Source organism: Mucilaginibacter robiniae (assembly GCF_012849215.1).
Taxonomy (GTDB): domain Bacteria; phylum Bacteroidota; class Bacteroidia; order Sphingobacteriales; family Sphingobacteriaceae; genus Mucilaginibacter; species Mucilaginibacter robiniae.
Genome location: NZ_CP051682.1, coordinates 936,047 through 949,703, shown reverse-complemented (window position 1 = coordinate 949,703; position 13,657 = coordinate 936,047). Strand labels below are relative to the sequence as shown.

The window sequence follows — 13,657 nt, the reverse complement described above, 5'->3', positions numbered from 1 at the left end:
GTAATTATTATAAGAAGTCTGAAACTTCGCTCATTTGAGGTTTAGTAACTACCAGTGGAAGCTTGGATTGGGTTTTAGCCGAACCTGCTACTTTTAATTTGTTCAAAGCTATATAGCGTAATGGGTCAATCAGGTGGTTCCAACTATCAGCCGGTTCATTAGTGGGGCGACCGGAAGTATCAGTTTTCCATTGGTATCTTTCTAGTTCACGGCGCAGGTTAATGCTGCTGCGGGTTACATTAATAGGGTAACGTTTTAAAATATCAATTGAGTTTTTTACACTATCGGGCCCTTTGCGGGCACCAACAATGTTCCACCCTAAGCGGCGTAATTCTTCAATTGATTTGGGTTCGGCACTATCAGCAATAATTTCGGTATGTTGGCTAATACCTGCTATCTTTAACTTTACTGAGATATCCGGATTGGTCAGATTGGTTTCATAAAGAATTTCGTTTACCCAGAGTTCGCCATTTTGCATGAACACTTCAATAACGCCGGTCTGGTCGTTAGTAAAGCCAAAATCTAATCCGCAAGCCAGGCGTTTAGCTGTGTTAGGTATAGGGTCACAAACTAACCAGTTGGTGAGTACCAAGCCGGTAATCTTTCCTGTTAAACCACGGGCATATACCTTCCACTGCTCGGTATCAATTTGTTGTAAACTCTCAATTTTGGTGCGCATCTGCTCACTCAAAAAAGGGTTATGCCGATGGTCGGAGATAATGAGTTGCACTTCAGGGCGGCCCAATAATTTGTCGTGCACCCAAAAAGCGGCATTAGGGTTGTAATCTAAAAAAATACGCTTGCGGGTACGCAAGGCCAGTTCGGTGTAAATATCATAATCTATACCGTTAGCTTCGTTTACAAACAAATAATCGCGTTTGCCCGATTTGGCGTCTTGAGCATTGCCATAGCTTTTAAACTCCATTAAAGAACCGTTTGCAAACTCATAAATCCGGTCGGTTTTGTTAAATAGTTTAACCATCCGCTGCAACGTTACCGATTGACTAAAAATAGTTTGAGCATCGCGCAGAGCGCCAGCTTTCAGATTAGGTATGTCTTGACCGACTATGGTGATAATTTGCTTTTCCTGCTCACAGGCTAATGCAAAAAGTACCTGCAAAATGGCATAAGTTTTACCTGAACTGGTACCGCCTTGATTAACCACAACCTGAGCTGTGGCTGCATAGTTATGTTTAAATAAAATGGAAGTCTGCATTTATGATAATTATAGCGTAATAAAGTGATTATAAATGAGGTGTAGGAAACCTGCAATTGTACGGTGTTGCATTATATTCAACAGTTCTGCTGGCAGAGGAAGGAATTTGTTAAGAATATATATTGCGGATGGCTGTGTGCTGAATGGCCCTTTGTAGAGTAGGGGAGCAAGACTATAAAGTCACCTCTTTTTCGCTTCCTGCTGGTATAGGACCGGTTACCTGTATTTCTACTTTAAGGTTAGCGGCCAAGTTGCTGTAGTCATCAGTTTCACTTTTATCGGTCCAGCCTATGCTTTTTAAGGCAAAAATGGCTCCGGTAGCCGAAGTAAAGTGTAGCTTTTTTTCGTACTCTGATTCAATTTGAAGTCGTGCTCGTTTTAATATGGCAGCAAAGCGGCCACTGGTTTCGTATTGTTCAAAAGCTTGCCGGCTCTCAAACCCCAGATAAAGAGCCAAGCCACTTAAAGTAGCTGGTTGTGGTTCGCGATCCCAAACCTTTTGTTGTATGGTTTCTGTAATGCTTTTTGCTGTGGTTTTTACTGGAGTATCTTCCAGGTGGTATTCACCCTCTATCCAGTTAAAATATTTAGTGATAAGGTGTGTTAATTCATTAGTAGAATTAAACAGTAAGAATTTACGTTTCATTTATGATAAGTGTGCCGAATGGCATATAGGTTTTGTAAAAGTAAAACATTGATTTGAGAAATGCAAATATTTTTAGCATTTTATTGATAGCGATTGAGTTGGTAGTGTTAACGATTTGATTTTACGTTGTAGCGCTAATGATTGTATCACTGTAACAACAAAGCTGCAATTATAATTACAGGTATTATAAAACATATTGAAATGTTATTTGCTATAAAAAGCTTTTGCAGGCCTGTTAAAAACTGCTAACTAATGCTCAACTTTGTAATATTATGAAACCCGGAGATAAAGTAATTTGCATCAACGATAAGATTGACCCTGATAAAGCGGAAGAAATACGCCGCGACTTTGAAATCTGGATAACTAGAGATAAAGAATATACCATACGCGAAATATTGGATAATGATGGTATTGCCACAGGCATATTGTTGGAAGAAGTACATAATTTTCCTAAATTTTTCCGGTTAATTAACCGTTACCAAGAGCCGGCTTTTGCTATCTGGCGTTTCCGTAAGCTTAGCTATGCTACTACCGAACAAGCCGAAGAGGTTAGCGAAGAGTTGGTAGAAGTGGGTAGTCCGGGTAAAGAACGTAAGCAAGAGTCTTAACTATCATTATCTTCATCTTTCATATACTTATAATATTATGATTATTCGTCAGGCAGTATTGGCTGATTTAGTGCCTTTAATGCAAACCATACGTGAGGTGGTTGCGGCCATGCAGGCCTGCGGCAATACTCAATGGGATGATACTTACCCCAATACCGAAGTTTTTACCCAAGATATAGCACAAAACTACTTGTGGATAGCTGATGTGGATGGTGCCATAGGTGGTGTATTAGCTATTACCGACCAAAAAGAACCTGAATACGCCCAAATACCCGAATGGAATACTCCTGAACCGGCCATTGTATTACACCGGCTGGCTGTAAACCCTAATTACCAGGGTATGGGTATAGCCGCCGCTTTATTGCAACAAGCCGAAGCCGAAGCTGCCAAACACCAGATTCAACGTATATTTTTAGATACTAATTCGGTGAACCGTGCTATGCAAAACCTATCCATGAAACTAGGTTATCATCTGGCTGGTGAAATTACGCTGGCTTTCCGGCCGGGGTTGCGCTTTATGTGCTATGAAAAGCGCTTAGCAGGTCTGGTTTAAACAGAGCTTTGTATTGCCAAGCTGTGTAACTAATTATAGTTAAACCAAAGCTATCATAAATAAATTCGCCTGATGCATGCCACCTCGCCTAAGCCATCTAAAACTGTAGCATTGGTTATTAGCCTGCTTATTCCTTTAGCTATAGGTATAACGGCTTCGATGGTTACCCGTCCGCAAATTGCTGGCTGGTATGCTGCTTTGCACAAACCTGCATTCAATCCGCCTAATTGGTTGTTTGGCCCGGTATGGACTATCATTTACATTTTAATGGGCATAGCAGCCTGGCTGGTTTGGCAAAAGCGAAGTTCAAGTCAGCTGTATAGTTCGGCAATGTTCATTTATGTTGTGCAACTCGTGCTTAACTTTTCATGGTCAATGGTGTTTTTCGGTTTGCATCAAATAGCTGGCGCATTGGCTGTTATTACTCTGCTATGGATGAGTATAGGCATCGCTATTTACTACTTTTCTAAATTCAGCCGTGTGGCTGGTTGGTTGTTGGTGCCGTATTTATTATGGGTTAGTTATGCCTCTGCACTAAATCTGTATATTTACCTGCTGAACCGGTAATGCTAATTGATGTAATGTTGCCGGTAACAGACTAATATTGTTGTTATGCTGAAGAAAATCTGGCTTTCTGCTGCCTTGTTACTAATTAACCTGATGATCTGCCGGGCTGATACTATCCCCATCCGTCATTTTGTAATTAAGGAAAATCCTTTTGCACAGGAGCAAATTGCCATAGTAGCTACCGATTCGCTGGAACGTATTCAAGAAAACGTGAATGGCTTATACAACTTTACCATTAATGGTTTTGAAAGCGAACTGAATTTTCAACAGGGTACCGCATTTTACCGGCATAAAATTGAGCGTTCTACGTTCATGTTTGTCCGCCATCAGGATACTACTGGTACGCATTCAATCTTATACTACGTATTTAAGCATGGCGATAAACTGAGCCCTTGGCATATCAGCTGGATGTTGCTGCTGGCTATACCTTTAATTATCATTTTTGCCGGATATTTGTTTAAGCGGTTCCTGATTATCGCAGCTATTGTATTGGTTATTTTCCTGTATTTCAACCATCATAACGGCTTGAGCATTCCCAACTTTTTCGAAAGCATTTTTGATGGGCTAAAATCGCTTTTTGCTAAAGCTTAGCCAAAGCGATAGTATTTCAATTTTATGTCATATATGTTGATTGGCATACATGAATGTTAAAAATCCAGGTCACAATCGTACAATTCATTCTCTACCAATTGCGTCAGTATGTGCTTTAACAATGCCTCACGTGCCCAGCGTTGTTCGGTAGGAGTGGCGTCTTGCTGGTACCAGGGTAAAGGCTCGCTGATTGAAATTTCAGCTGTATATACATATTTTTTCTGCGGGTGCATACGGGCACCTTTATAACTGTTAAATTTTTTCGATTTAATGAATTTGGCAAACTGTTTTACCGGAATATGCAGCTGCAAACATTCATCTAAGGTGTTCTTGTAATCCTGTTTATCTTCCAGCCACAAAATTAGGTGCTGACCATTAAGCTCGTGGTCAGCAATGGCAATGCGGCCATAATTATAATCTACAGAAATAATAAGCCACCATAGCTCATTACGGGTTTTGGTATTTAACTTAATCATTAGAATATTTTATTAAAAAGTGATTGTTGGTGTAATGGAAATTTAGTCTTTGAAAGAGGTATAGCTATAATTTATAGCTGCAAGGGTAATTGGCAGGAGTAAAACTTGTTGCTGCCTGCCGTTATAAAAAAATTACTAAAGCAAGGTTCCTGAATCAGAACTGAGGTTGCCAGTTTGGAAGATATTCCCGAATAGCAGCTAATTCATGCCGGTATTTATGGCAAGCCGCTTGATAACCTTGGTAGCGTAATTTTTCTTGATGTGTTCTGTGTTTAGATGAACGGGTACAAGGTTTGGTTGAGCTTTGATGGTTCTCTTTCCTGAAGGCAGAATAAGCGAGATACATATAAGTAAGTGATTGATCTTAGTGTAATAAAAGGGTTTAGATATAAGCAGTGATTGAGTGAGTAAAATGCCTAGTATTAAGCTGAGTTGAAAAATATATTTGATGGTTTCATGAATTTTGTATTTCTTTGAATTGTTACAGAACAAAAATAAAGAAATTTCTTTATTAATGTCAAGGGGAAGTTATTAACATTTTTGTTTTTTATGGAAATTGCAACCAAGCCCAACAAGATCAAAACCGTTCGACCGGAAACATTAGAGTTTATCATTCTTTATAATCAGCTTAAAGGAAAGGCTTTTAACGGTAATGCTGAGCTTGCTGAAGCTTTAGGGTTTAACTCGCCCAGCTCGATTACAGAAATTATAAAGAGTAGGCAGAATATAGATACAGAAAAGCTGCGCACCTTTAAAGAGAAGTATAAAGCATTTCTGGATGGTACCGCTGTTGTACCTGCCGCACCTGCCAAACCTTTTCTAGGTATCCCAATGTATGAAGTTACGGCAACGGCATCGGGGGTGGAGGTGTACAATGATATTAATGATACACAACCCGTAGGGCACATGTATTTTCCGGGTATTGAAGATTGTGATTTTGCCTTACCTGTTTGGGGGCACTCCATGTACCCTTATCTGGAAAATGGCTGCTGGGTGGCGCTCAAAATTATTCACGATAAAAAAATACTGCCTGGCGAGGTGTATTACATTGAATGGGGCGACTACCGGATGTACAAACGCTTGCTTATTGGCGATAAGGAAGATGAAGTAATAGCCCATTCGGACAATACTACCGAAATGGTAGCCGGCCGATTGAAATATGCTCCGTTTACTATCAAGCGCTCCGAAATCAAGAAGCTTTGCTTGGTTAAAGATATTCATAAAAAGCACAACCACTGAGGAGCGTGATTTTGTAACCAGCCCTTGCTGTATTCGGTAGCGAAAGCGTTATATTTGGTTATAAACCATCTAACTATGAAACCTGTACAGCCATTATCAAGGCGCAAGTTTTTGCATAACGTTGCCGTAGGCGCCGGTGCATTAACTATTGGCCCGTCTTTACTTTCATTAGCCGCTGGTAAGCCAGCCAAAAAGTTAGGCATAGCCTTGGTTGGCTTGGGTATGTACAGCACCGGGCAACTGGCGCCAGCCTTACAACATACCGAGCATTGCTACTTGGCAGGTATTGTAACCGGTACGCCTGCTAAAGCTGAAACTTGGAGCCAGAAATATAATATACCTGCCAAAAACATCTACAACTATCAGAATTTTGATAGCATTAAAGATAATCCTGATATCGATATTGTATATGTGGTGCTGCCTGTAGCGCTGCATAAAGAATATACCATCAGAGCGGCTAAAGCTGGTAAGCATGTCATTTGTGAAAAGCCTATGGCTATAAGTGCGCAGGAATGCCGGGATATGATTGCAGCTTGTAAGCAAGCTAACCGGATGCTGTCTATCGGTTATCGGTTGCATTTTGACCCATATCACCAAGAAACTATGAGGCTAGGGCAAAAACAAGTATTTGGAAAGCTTACAGCATTTGAGGCCGCTAACGGCTTTGTTTGGGGAAGTGACCCGAATGCCTGGCGTTTGAAAAAAGCACTGGCTGGTGGCGGCGGATTAATGGATATGGGTATTTATACCATACAGGCGGCACGCTATACTACCGGTATGGAGCCCCTAGCAGTTACAGCCCGGCAGGAAAAAACCAAGCCTGAACTATTTAAAGAGGTTGACGAAACTGTGTTTTTTGAACTGGAGTTTCCCAACGGTTTAAAGGCGCAATGTAAAAGCAGCTATAATAATAATTGGAGCAGCCTGAAAGCCACAGCGCAACATGGTGGTTTTGAACTGAACCCGGCTTTTCCGTACAATGGCATAAAAGGCAAATCAACTCAAGGTACTTTCAACTATCCGCCCATGATACAGCAGGCAGCACAAATGGATAATTTTGCGCAATGTGTTCTATCTGGACAGGCCACCAGCGTTCCGGGTGAGGAAGGTTTGAAAGATATGAAGGTAATTGAAGCCATTTACCGTAGTTTGGATCATGGAGGCCGGCGTGAGCTGGTATAAATGAGAATTAATAAAATCTATTCAGTAATCATGGGTAGGGTGAAGTAAAAGTTAGATCCTTCACCTTCCGTACTTTGAACGCCAATATAGCCATCATGACGGGTAATAATATCATGGCAAATGTATAAACCCATACCAGTTCCTTTCACTGCCGAATCATAATCAACCCGGTAGGCTTTTTTGAATAGGTTGCCCAGGTTTTGGGTGGCTATGCCCATGCCATAATCACGTATGCTTAACGTGGCAGTAGCTTCGGCAAGCATTAAATCTACCTTAACTATCTGCCGGCCGGGAGAATATTTAATAGCATTGATAAGCAAGTTATTGATTACCTGTCCTAAATCCTGCCGGTCGCCATTGATCCATACAGTAGGCAAACTTTCAGGAAGTTGTACTTCATGACTAGAGGTAATAGCTTGTACATGGTCGGTAATTTCATTAAGCAACTCATCTAATCTGAAAATTTGCATACGCAAGCTCGGTTGGTAAATGGTGCTTTGCGTATGGATAAAATAATCATGAATGATGTTTTTAAGTCTCTCGGCCGATTGCATTGTGCGCTGAATAATTTGTCCCATCTTGGCTGATTGGTCAGTTGTTTTAATCATGCGGTCCAGCAGTTGTAAGTAGCCTTGTATGCTGGTTAGTGGCGTATTCACTTCATGAGTAACAATGCTGAGTAGCTCATCTTTGCGTAAGTCTGATAATTTGCGTGGGGTAATGTCTAACGTGGTGCCGGCAAGCTTTACGGGGGTATCTTGTTCTGTTATCAATAAGCCTTCTGCCTGTATCCAGTGCAGGGTACCATCAGGATGGTTAATACGGTACTCGGCGTAATAAAATTCTTTTTGCCGGCTGATAACTTGCGCCAAATTTTGCTGCATCAATGGCAAATCTTCTTCATAAATGATGGATTGTAAGCGTTCGTAGCTCAAGTCAGCATACGGGTGTAATCCGAAGTTTTGCTTACAACTGGCCGTGCAGGTTAAATGCAAAGTTTTTAAATCCAGCTCCCAAAAACCTAAATGAATATGGTTCATGGCGGCTTGTAAATGCGAATCAACAACCAACTGCGGAGGTGGTAAATTTGAAGTATCAGAAAAGCCAAGCAACTGCATAGGTGTAATTAGTTTAGGTAAAATAAACTTAGTATATTTTTCTTACCAAACCAATTAATTATTCGAATAAGGAGTAAGATGTGGGATTAAACTGGTAATACAACTTACTGATGCACAGGGTTGTGCTAAGTGATGGTCCAGTACTTCTACAAACAGTTTAATTGTTGCAGAAAAATTATAATCAATTACCGTTTAACGGAGCGTATTTTCTGATCAGTTCAACCAGTGCGCTAATGTTAAATGGCTTTTCCAGATAACCATCTGCGCCGCATTTTTCTGCCAACTTATCCAGGTGGGGCATGGTAGAAACCAGTACTACCGGAATATGGCGTGTTTGCTCATCAGATTTAATTTGTTGACATAATTGACTGCCACGCGGGCCGGGCAGCAATTCGTCCATTAATACCAAGTCAGGATTAACTTCACTGAATTGATTGACAACGCTACCATCAACAGAGGATATTACTTCATAACCATCATCTTTTAAAATGTAGTCAATAATATCACGAATGTCTGGGTTGTCTTCAACTACTACAATTTTCACCAGGTTTGTATTATTGGTTAAATTAATTTTATAATAAACAAAAGTAAGTATATTATTAATACAATACTTCGCTACGCTTTAGAATAATTACTACTTATAGCTTGCCGATTTAGCTGCAAAGTTGCAAATATTTATCATTTAATAATTATAGCTGCTTTATTAATATCTGTGTGTCAGGCTTTTTTTACAATGCAGCGCATTTTAATTTGTTATTAAGAATATTGGCGGTTAAACGTTTTTCCTAAAATATAGTTCGCGATAAATTTTCCACTTGCAGTCAGGCTTCAAAGATTCTCTTTCCAGAATCATGAGCCGGTCGGCTATAAATTTTTCCTGAAATAATTCATTGGTAAATATAGGCCATAGCAGTAAAAATTGATCAATAGAAATATTTTTAGCCACGGTAACATGTGGGGTAATTACCTCACCTACATTTAAATGCTGTTTGAATAAGGCCAGCCAGTTATCTGTTTTATAAGTAGGCTTTATGGCTGCATAAAGGGTTCTGCTTTCCTCACCATGTTTAAAACTCGAAAAATTATCAATCTGGAAAGTAATGGGTGGCATATTATTAATTTTAGGATACAGCTGTTGAACAAACTCCTGAATATGGCCAGGGTTTTTGCGTGAAAACTCATGTATAGTTAAATGAGCCTGCGTTTGCATACCCTTATAAGGACCTATAATATGGCCGGCCAACTGTTTAAAGCAGCTAACTTTAAACTTTAGCGAATTGGTAGGAGGCAGCAAAAACAAATAATCACAGCAATGCATAACAGGTAAATGTTGAGCAAACAAAAATGCTAAAATAATTAGCAAAAAAGCAAATGCATTTTTAAATTTGTTGCTTATGCTTAAGCGTTACATCGTTCACATTGATTTGGATTCTTTTTTTGTATCGGTAGAACGGTTGTTTAATCCGGCGCTTGTGGGTAAACCGGTCATCATCGGCGGTTCGGCAGAACGGGGCGTGGTAGCTGCCTGTAGTTATGAGGCGCGGCAGTATGGCATACACTCGGCAATGCCATCCAGGCAAGCCGCTCAATTATGTCCGCACGCTATTTTTATACGTGGCACTTATGAGCGTTATGCGGATGCTTCACGCAAGGTAACGCGTATTATACATGATGCTGTGCCGCTGTACCAGAAAACCTCAGTTGATGAATTTTATATTGACCTAACCGGTATGGACCGATACTATGACCCTTATCAAATGGCTACTGAACTGCGGCAACGGGTAATTCATGAAACTGGTCTGCCTATATCATTCGGAATGGCTTCGGGTAAAACAGTGGCTAAAATGGCTACCAACAAGGCTAAGCCTAACGGGCAATTGTGGGTAAAGCATGGAGAGGAAAAAGCGTTTATGGCGCCATTCAACATTAGTACTATACCTATGTTGGGTGAAAAAACCTGTCAAAAACTGTATGGCTATGGTATTGAAAAAATCAGTGATTTACAACGAGTGGATGTACGCTTTCTGGAAAGTTTGTTAGGTAAGTGGGGGCGTGCTATTTGGGAAAAGGCGCAAGGTATAGATGATAGTGAAATTATACCGCACAGCGATCGGAAATCTATTTCAACCGAGCATACCTTTGATGCTGATACGGCTAACAAACGTACTTTGGAAACGCTGCTGATTTCTATGACAGAAGAGTTAGCTTTTAAACTGCGTAGTGAAAATAAGCTGTCCGCATGCTTAGCGATCAAAATTAGGTATGCAAATTTTGAAACGCATACCTTGCAGGAAAAAATACCTTATACTTCGGCCGAGCACATTTTGATACCGGCTATTAAAAAGCTGCTAAAACAAGCCTGGAACCAGCACCGACCTATTCGCTTAATAGGTGTGAAGCTCAGTCAGCTTTGCAGTGGCAATTATCAGATTAACCTATTTGAAGATAGTGAAGAGCAAATTAAGCTATATAGAGCTATGGATGATATTAACTTTAAATACGGTAATAAAACTATTTGCCGTGCGGCCGGTATGGAAATTGAACAACGTAATTTTAATCCCTTTCATCCCGGAAAGTAATGATTAACCTTTTATTCTATATCTTCTGCCACTAAACCGCCTCTGATATGCATTTCTTCCGGCTTGGTAGAGATCATCACAATAACTGCTTTCGGGAAGGTAGTTTTAAAATAAGGGGTTTCGTTAGCCTTTACTACTTTAACGTTTTTAACATAGTTTGATGGAATGCGTATGCCTGAAGTATCTGTCAGCATTTTATTATCTACCAAATAGATAATTTGCTTTTTTTGACCAGGCATATTTTTTTCAGTAATATCAGCTAAGGTTAATAGTTTATCCTTGAGTAACTTATCCAATAAGCTATGATCTTTCAGGGTAATGTAGATAGAACCTTGTGGATATTTGGGATTGTTACCAATTTGTAATGAGGCAATTTCTTGAGGAGCAATGTGTTCAACCAAAGGCATGTTAGCCTCATTAATCTGCACAGAGTCAACAAAATAAACAGGCTGATCGCCGGGGGCGGCAACTGCTGTTTTATTTTGTGCTAAGCTGGCTGCGCCTATGATCAGCAACATGGCTGTTATCGCTCTTCTCATTTCTTTAACTTTAGGTTATAGCAATTGGTTATTGCCCTGGGTTAAGTAAAGATATAGTGTAAAACTTACATTTACAAATATGTTTGTAATCCAAAGCTTTCTTCGGCCAGCACAGGTCTCCAAACTTCAATTAGTTTCTTATAAGCCTCACCAACCGGGCGTATTTTCCGGTCTAAGTCATATAAACCCAAAGCATTAACACGGCCCGCATCATCTCGCAATGCCGAATCCCAATCTACTTGATCAATTAAACTGAACCAGGTAAAACCTACAATCGGGAAACCGTCTTGCTTAAACCGGTACAGGTTGGCCCATTCTTTTTTTAGCCAGGCTACAGCCTGGGGCTCAGCAATGTTGGTTTCTGTGTGCATAACTGGTAACTTGTAGCGGTTATAATATTGCTGTGTAATAATGTAGTAACCAAATATTTCGCCCGATGCTGATGTGCTGCCATCCGCATGTACCAGGTGCTCATTGGTGACATAATAATCATTACCCATAATGCATTTGGCTTTTACTTGGTTTTGATGAAACCAGGTGTATTCCTGATCGGTCATGCCATTATCAAGCAAATACTTGTACATAGTTACACTTACCGGATGTCCGTAGGATAAATCAAGCGATAAGAAGCGTTTTTCATTCAAGAAATGAGTCAAATGACGGCAGCTTGGGTCTTCCGGGTGAAAGTACTCTGACGATTCACTTTGAATAAAGCTAGCCTCAGGCTGTACAGATAATATGGCATGCATGGCCATTACATTGGCTTTGCACAAATTTTTGAGTGCAGTTACAAATGAACGGTCGCTGCTTAAGCACTCGTTCCACCAGCCATACTGACCCGAAAACATGGCCGCCACGAAAATTTCATTCACGGGCGTGTACAACATAATGTAAGGGTAGCGTTCGGCAAAAGCCTTGGCATACTCAGCAAAATACTGCGGAAAATCCGTATTCTGAAAATCACCTAGCCAATCGGGTACGCCAAAGTGGCAAAGGTCAACAATCGGGCAAATGTCTAGTCGCTTCAGTTCTGCAAAAGCTTCGTCAGCCAGGCTCCAGTCATATTGTCCAGGGCCGGTATGTACTTTGTAGTAGGGAGGGCCATAGCGCAGGTAATCAATCCCCATTTCTTTAACTAAGGCAAAATCTTCTTTCCAGCGTTCGTAATGGCCGGTTTTTTCCAGTTCATCAACCCGTACTTTTTTGCCGTTTATATTTATTGTTGGGTAACTGTTTTCAATACCCGTGCTGAACATGAATGTACTTCTCATTGTATAAGTTTAGCCTTTGTGTTGTACAAAGGCAATTCAAAATAGGCTGAATGGTAAAGCAGGTGCCTTAATAAAGGCTAATCTCTAATTACAACCGGTCTAAACGGCCACCATCTACCACCAGGGTAGTGCCATTTACATAGGCAGCTTCATCTGAAGCTAAAAAGCATATAGCCGCTGCCAGGTTTTCGGGTGTACCTACTTCTCCTTCAATTTTTTCTTTTCCGCTTTTTACGTTCGGATTGCTCCAGAGCATAGGTGTGTTTACCGCACCAGGCGCTACGCAGTTAAACCGGGCTTGGCTGGAAGGATATTCTAAACAAAGGCCGCGGGTAAATGCTTCGGTGCCACCTTTGCTGGCAGCATAAGGCAATACATTCGGCGTAGTTTCATGCCCGTGTACCGAACTTACGTTAACCACTGAACCTTTATTCATGTGCGGCAGGCAGTATTTGCAAAATAAAAAGGTAGAACGCAGATTCACATTCATCAAGTTATCCCAGTCTTCGATAGATAAATCTACAATGGGCGTAAAGGTCATCATGGCAGCATTGTTCACTAATACATCCACTCTGCCGTATTTTTCAATCACTGTATCTACGCATTGCTTAACCTGGTCGGCGTTGCCGATATCAGTTTTAATAAACTGCGCTTCAGCGCCGCTTTGTTCAATTTGAGTTACAGTTTGTGCGCCTTCTTCATCATTCCGGCCAATTACAATTACAATGGCCCCTTCACGACCTAGTTGAAAACAGGTAGCCTGACCTATGCCTGATGTGCCGCCGGTTACTAGGCAAACTTTATTGGTAAATCGCATCTTGAGAAATAGTTTGATGTATAACCATAAATTATACCAGCGGTTTTTAATTACAAATTAAAAATGTTTTTAGCAGGATTAAGTACAGGCAAATGCTTGCCTAAATAACTAATGTCTTATTGGCATAAGCCCTGACGAAATTGCGGAATGCTTAAGAGATTTGAAGGCTTGGACTTAATATTGTTAAACTTTCTTGAACAATTTAAATCAAATACTAAATTGCAAATGTATTTAAGAGGTAAAACACGCGTTAAA

Annotated in this window: 16 protein-coding genes; 7 read left to right on the top strand and 9 right to left on the bottom strand. The window is 40.5% G+C overall.

The genetic code is table 11. The features are described 5' to 3' along the window. Window positions 1–7: 7 nt before the first annotated feature. Both HH214_RS04285 and HH214_RS04280 read right to left on the bottom strand, forming a co-directional pair. Window positions 8–1,216: a PBSX family phage terminase large subunit gene (locus HH214_RS04285; protein ID WP_169606168.1), complete on the bottom strand. Its 1,209-nt coding sequence runs from the start codon at window positions 1,214–1,216 to the stop codon at window positions 8–10. 172 nt (window positions 1,217–1,388) lie between these two features. Beyond that, entirely contained in the window at window positions 1,389–1,862 is a 474-nt protein-coding gene (locus tag HH214_RS04280) for a terminase small subunit (RefSeq protein WP_169606167.1), read from the bottom strand. Window positions 1,863–2,134: 272 nt separating this feature from the next. Here HH214_RS04280 and HH214_RS04275 point away from each other — a divergent pair, with 272 nt between their 5' ends. From HH214_RS04275 to HH214_RS04260, 4 genes are all read left to right on the top strand, one after another. Beyond that, window positions 2,135–2,470, top strand: a complete 336-nt coding sequence (locus tag HH214_RS04275) for a hypothetical protein (RefSeq protein WP_169606166.1) — start codon at window positions 2,135–2,137, stop codon at window positions 2,468–2,470. A 37-nt stretch (window positions 2,471–2,507) separates the two neighbouring features. Further along, window positions 2,508–3,023 carry a GNAT family N-acetyltransferase gene (locus tag HH214_RS04270; protein ID WP_169606165.1) on the top strand — a complete coding sequence of 172 codons (516 nt, stop codon included), beginning with the start codon at window positions 2,508–2,510 and terminating at the stop codon, window positions 3,021–3,023. Window positions 3,024–3,095: 72 nt separating this feature from the next. Further along, window positions 3,096–3,590, top strand: coding sequence for a TspO/MBR family protein (locus HH214_RS04265; protein WP_169606164.1), 495 nt, complete (start codon window positions 3,096–3,098; stop codon window positions 3,588–3,590). A gap of 45 nt (window positions 3,591–3,635) precedes the next feature. Continuing rightward, a complete protein-coding gene (locus HH214_RS04260) occupies window positions 3,636–4,181 on the top strand; it encodes a hypothetical protein (RefSeq protein ID WP_169606163.1) in 546 nt (181 codons plus the stop codon). A gap of 56 nt (window positions 4,182–4,237) precedes the next feature. Here HH214_RS04260 and HH214_RS04255 read toward each other — a convergent pair whose 3' ends face one another. Then, a complete protein-coding gene (locus HH214_RS04255) occupies window positions 4,238–4,657 on the bottom strand; it encodes a hypothetical protein (RefSeq protein WP_169606162.1) in 420 nt (139 codons plus the stop codon). A gap of 549 nt (window positions 4,658–5,206) precedes the next feature. On the opposite strand from HH214_RS04255, the gene HH214_RS04250 reads away from it, so the two are divergent. Together HH214_RS04250 and HH214_RS04245 are read left to right on the top strand one after the other, a co-directional pair. Beyond that, entirely contained in the window at window positions 5,207–5,896 is a 690-nt protein-coding gene (locus tag HH214_RS04250; RefSeq protein WP_169606161.1) for a S24 family peptidase, read from the top strand. A gap of 75 nt (window positions 5,897–5,971) precedes the next feature. Then, the gene (locus HH214_RS04245) at window positions 5,972–7,078 is read left to right on the top strand and encodes a Gfo/Idh/MocA family protein (protein WP_169606160.1); all 1,107 of its coding nucleotides are present in this window, start codon (window positions 5,972–5,974) and stop codon (window positions 7,076–7,078) included. A 17-nt stretch (window positions 7,079–7,095) separates the two neighbouring features. On the opposite strand, the gene HH214_RS04240 is transcribed toward HH214_RS04245, so the two are convergent. From HH214_RS04240 to HH214_RS04230, 3 genes are all read right to left on the bottom strand, one after another. Next, window positions 7,096–8,196, bottom strand: coding sequence for a PAS domain-containing sensor histidine kinase (locus HH214_RS04240; protein ID WP_169606159.1), 1,101 nt, complete (start codon window positions 8,194–8,196; stop codon window positions 7,096–7,098). Window positions 8,197–8,377: 181 nt separating this feature from the next. Next, on the bottom strand, window positions 8,378–8,740 hold the full coding sequence (locus tag HH214_RS04235; RefSeq protein WP_169606158.1) for a response regulator: 363 nt from the start codon (window positions 8,738–8,740) through the stop codon (window positions 8,378–8,380). Window positions 8,741–8,968: 228 nt separating this feature from the next. Continuing rightward, a complete protein-coding gene (locus HH214_RS04230; protein WP_169606157.1) occupies window positions 8,969–9,406 on the bottom strand; it encodes a 2'-5' RNA ligase family protein in 438 nt (145 codons plus the stop codon). A gap of 184 nt (window positions 9,407–9,590) precedes the next feature. Between HH214_RS04230 and dinB the strand changes: the two genes are divergently transcribed. Further along, window positions 9,591–10,775 carry a DNA polymerase IV gene (dinB, locus tag HH214_RS04225; protein WP_169606156.1) on the top strand — a complete coding sequence of 395 codons (1,185 nt, stop codon included), beginning with the start codon at window positions 9,591–9,593 and terminating at the stop codon, window positions 10,773–10,775. Window positions 10,776–10,786: 11 nt separating this feature from the next. Here dinB and HH214_RS04220 read toward each other — a convergent pair whose 3' ends face one another. The 3 genes from HH214_RS04220 to HH214_RS04210 form a co-directional block, all read right to left on the bottom strand. Beyond that, window positions 10,787–11,314 (bottom strand): hypothetical protein, encoded by a 528-nt coding sequence (locus tag HH214_RS04220; protein WP_169606155.1) that lies wholly within the window; start codon window positions 11,312–11,314, stop codon window positions 10,787–10,789. A gap of 71 nt (window positions 11,315–11,385) precedes the next feature. After that, the gene (locus HH214_RS04215; protein ID WP_211166303.1) at window positions 11,386–12,585 is read right to left on the bottom strand and encodes a family 1 glycosylhydrolase; all 1,200 of its coding nucleotides are present in this window, start codon (window positions 12,583–12,585) and stop codon (window positions 11,386–11,388) included. 88 nt (window positions 12,586–12,673) lie between these two features. Beyond that, complete coding sequence (locus HH214_RS04210; RefSeq protein WP_169606154.1) at window positions 12,674–13,402, bottom strand: SDR family NAD(P)-dependent oxidoreductase; 729 nt, start codon at window positions 13,400–13,402, stop codon at window positions 12,674–12,676. Window positions 13,403–13,657 lie beyond the last annotated feature (255 nt).

Coding starts and splice junctions, on each gene's coding strand:
- HH214_RS04250 (WP_169606161.1), top strand. CDS start 5,207: ATGGAAATTGCAACCAAGCCCAACAAGATCAAAACCGTTCGACCGGAA.
- HH214_RS04240 (WP_169606159.1), bottom strand. CDS start 8,196: ATGCAGTTGCTTGGCTTTTCTGATACTTCAAATTTACCACCTCCGCAG.
- HH214_RS04285 (WP_169606168.1), bottom strand. CDS start 1,216: ATGCAGACTTCCATTTTATTTAAACATAACTATGCAGCCACAGCTCAG.
- HH214_RS04280 (WP_169606167.1), bottom strand. CDS start 1,862: ATGAAACGTAAATTCTTACTGTTTAATTCTACTAATGAATTAACACAC.
- HH214_RS04260 (WP_169606163.1), top strand. CDS start 3,636: ATGCTGAAGAAAATCTGGCTTTCTGCTGCCTTGTTACTAATTAACCTG.
- HH214_RS04220 (WP_169606155.1), bottom strand. CDS start 11,314: ATGAGAAGAGCGATAACAGCCATGTTGCTGATCATAGGCGCAGCCAGC.
- HH214_RS04230 (WP_169606157.1), bottom strand. CDS start 9,406: ATGCAAACGCAGGCTCATTTAACTATACATGAGTTTTCACGCAAAAAC.
- HH214_RS04265 (WP_169606164.1), top strand. CDS start 3,096: ATGCATGCCACCTCGCCTAAGCCATCTAAAACTGTAGCATTGGTTATT.
- HH214_RS04210 (WP_169606154.1), bottom strand. CDS start 13,402: ATGCGATTTACCAATAAAGTTTGCCTAGTAACCGGCGGCACATCAGGC.
- HH214_RS04270 (WP_169606165.1), top strand. CDS start 2,508: ATGATTATTCGTCAGGCAGTATTGGCTGATTTAGTGCCTTTAATGCAA.
- HH214_RS04275 (WP_169606166.1), top strand. CDS start 2,135: ATGAAACCCGGAGATAAAGTAATTTGCATCAACGATAAGATTGACCCT.
- HH214_RS04255 (WP_169606162.1), bottom strand. CDS start 4,657: ATGATTAAGTTAAATACCAAAACCCGTAATGAGCTATGGTGGCTTATT.
- dinB (WP_169606156.1), top strand. CDS start 9,591: ATGCTTAAGCGTTACATCGTTCACATTGATTTGGATTCTTTTTTTGTA.
- HH214_RS04245 (WP_169606160.1), top strand. CDS start 5,972: ATGAAACCTGTACAGCCATTATCAAGGCGCAAGTTTTTGCATAACGTT.
- HH214_RS04215 (WP_211166303.1), bottom strand. CDS start 12,585: ATGAGAAGTACATTCATGTTCAGCACGGGTATTGAAAACAGTTACCCA.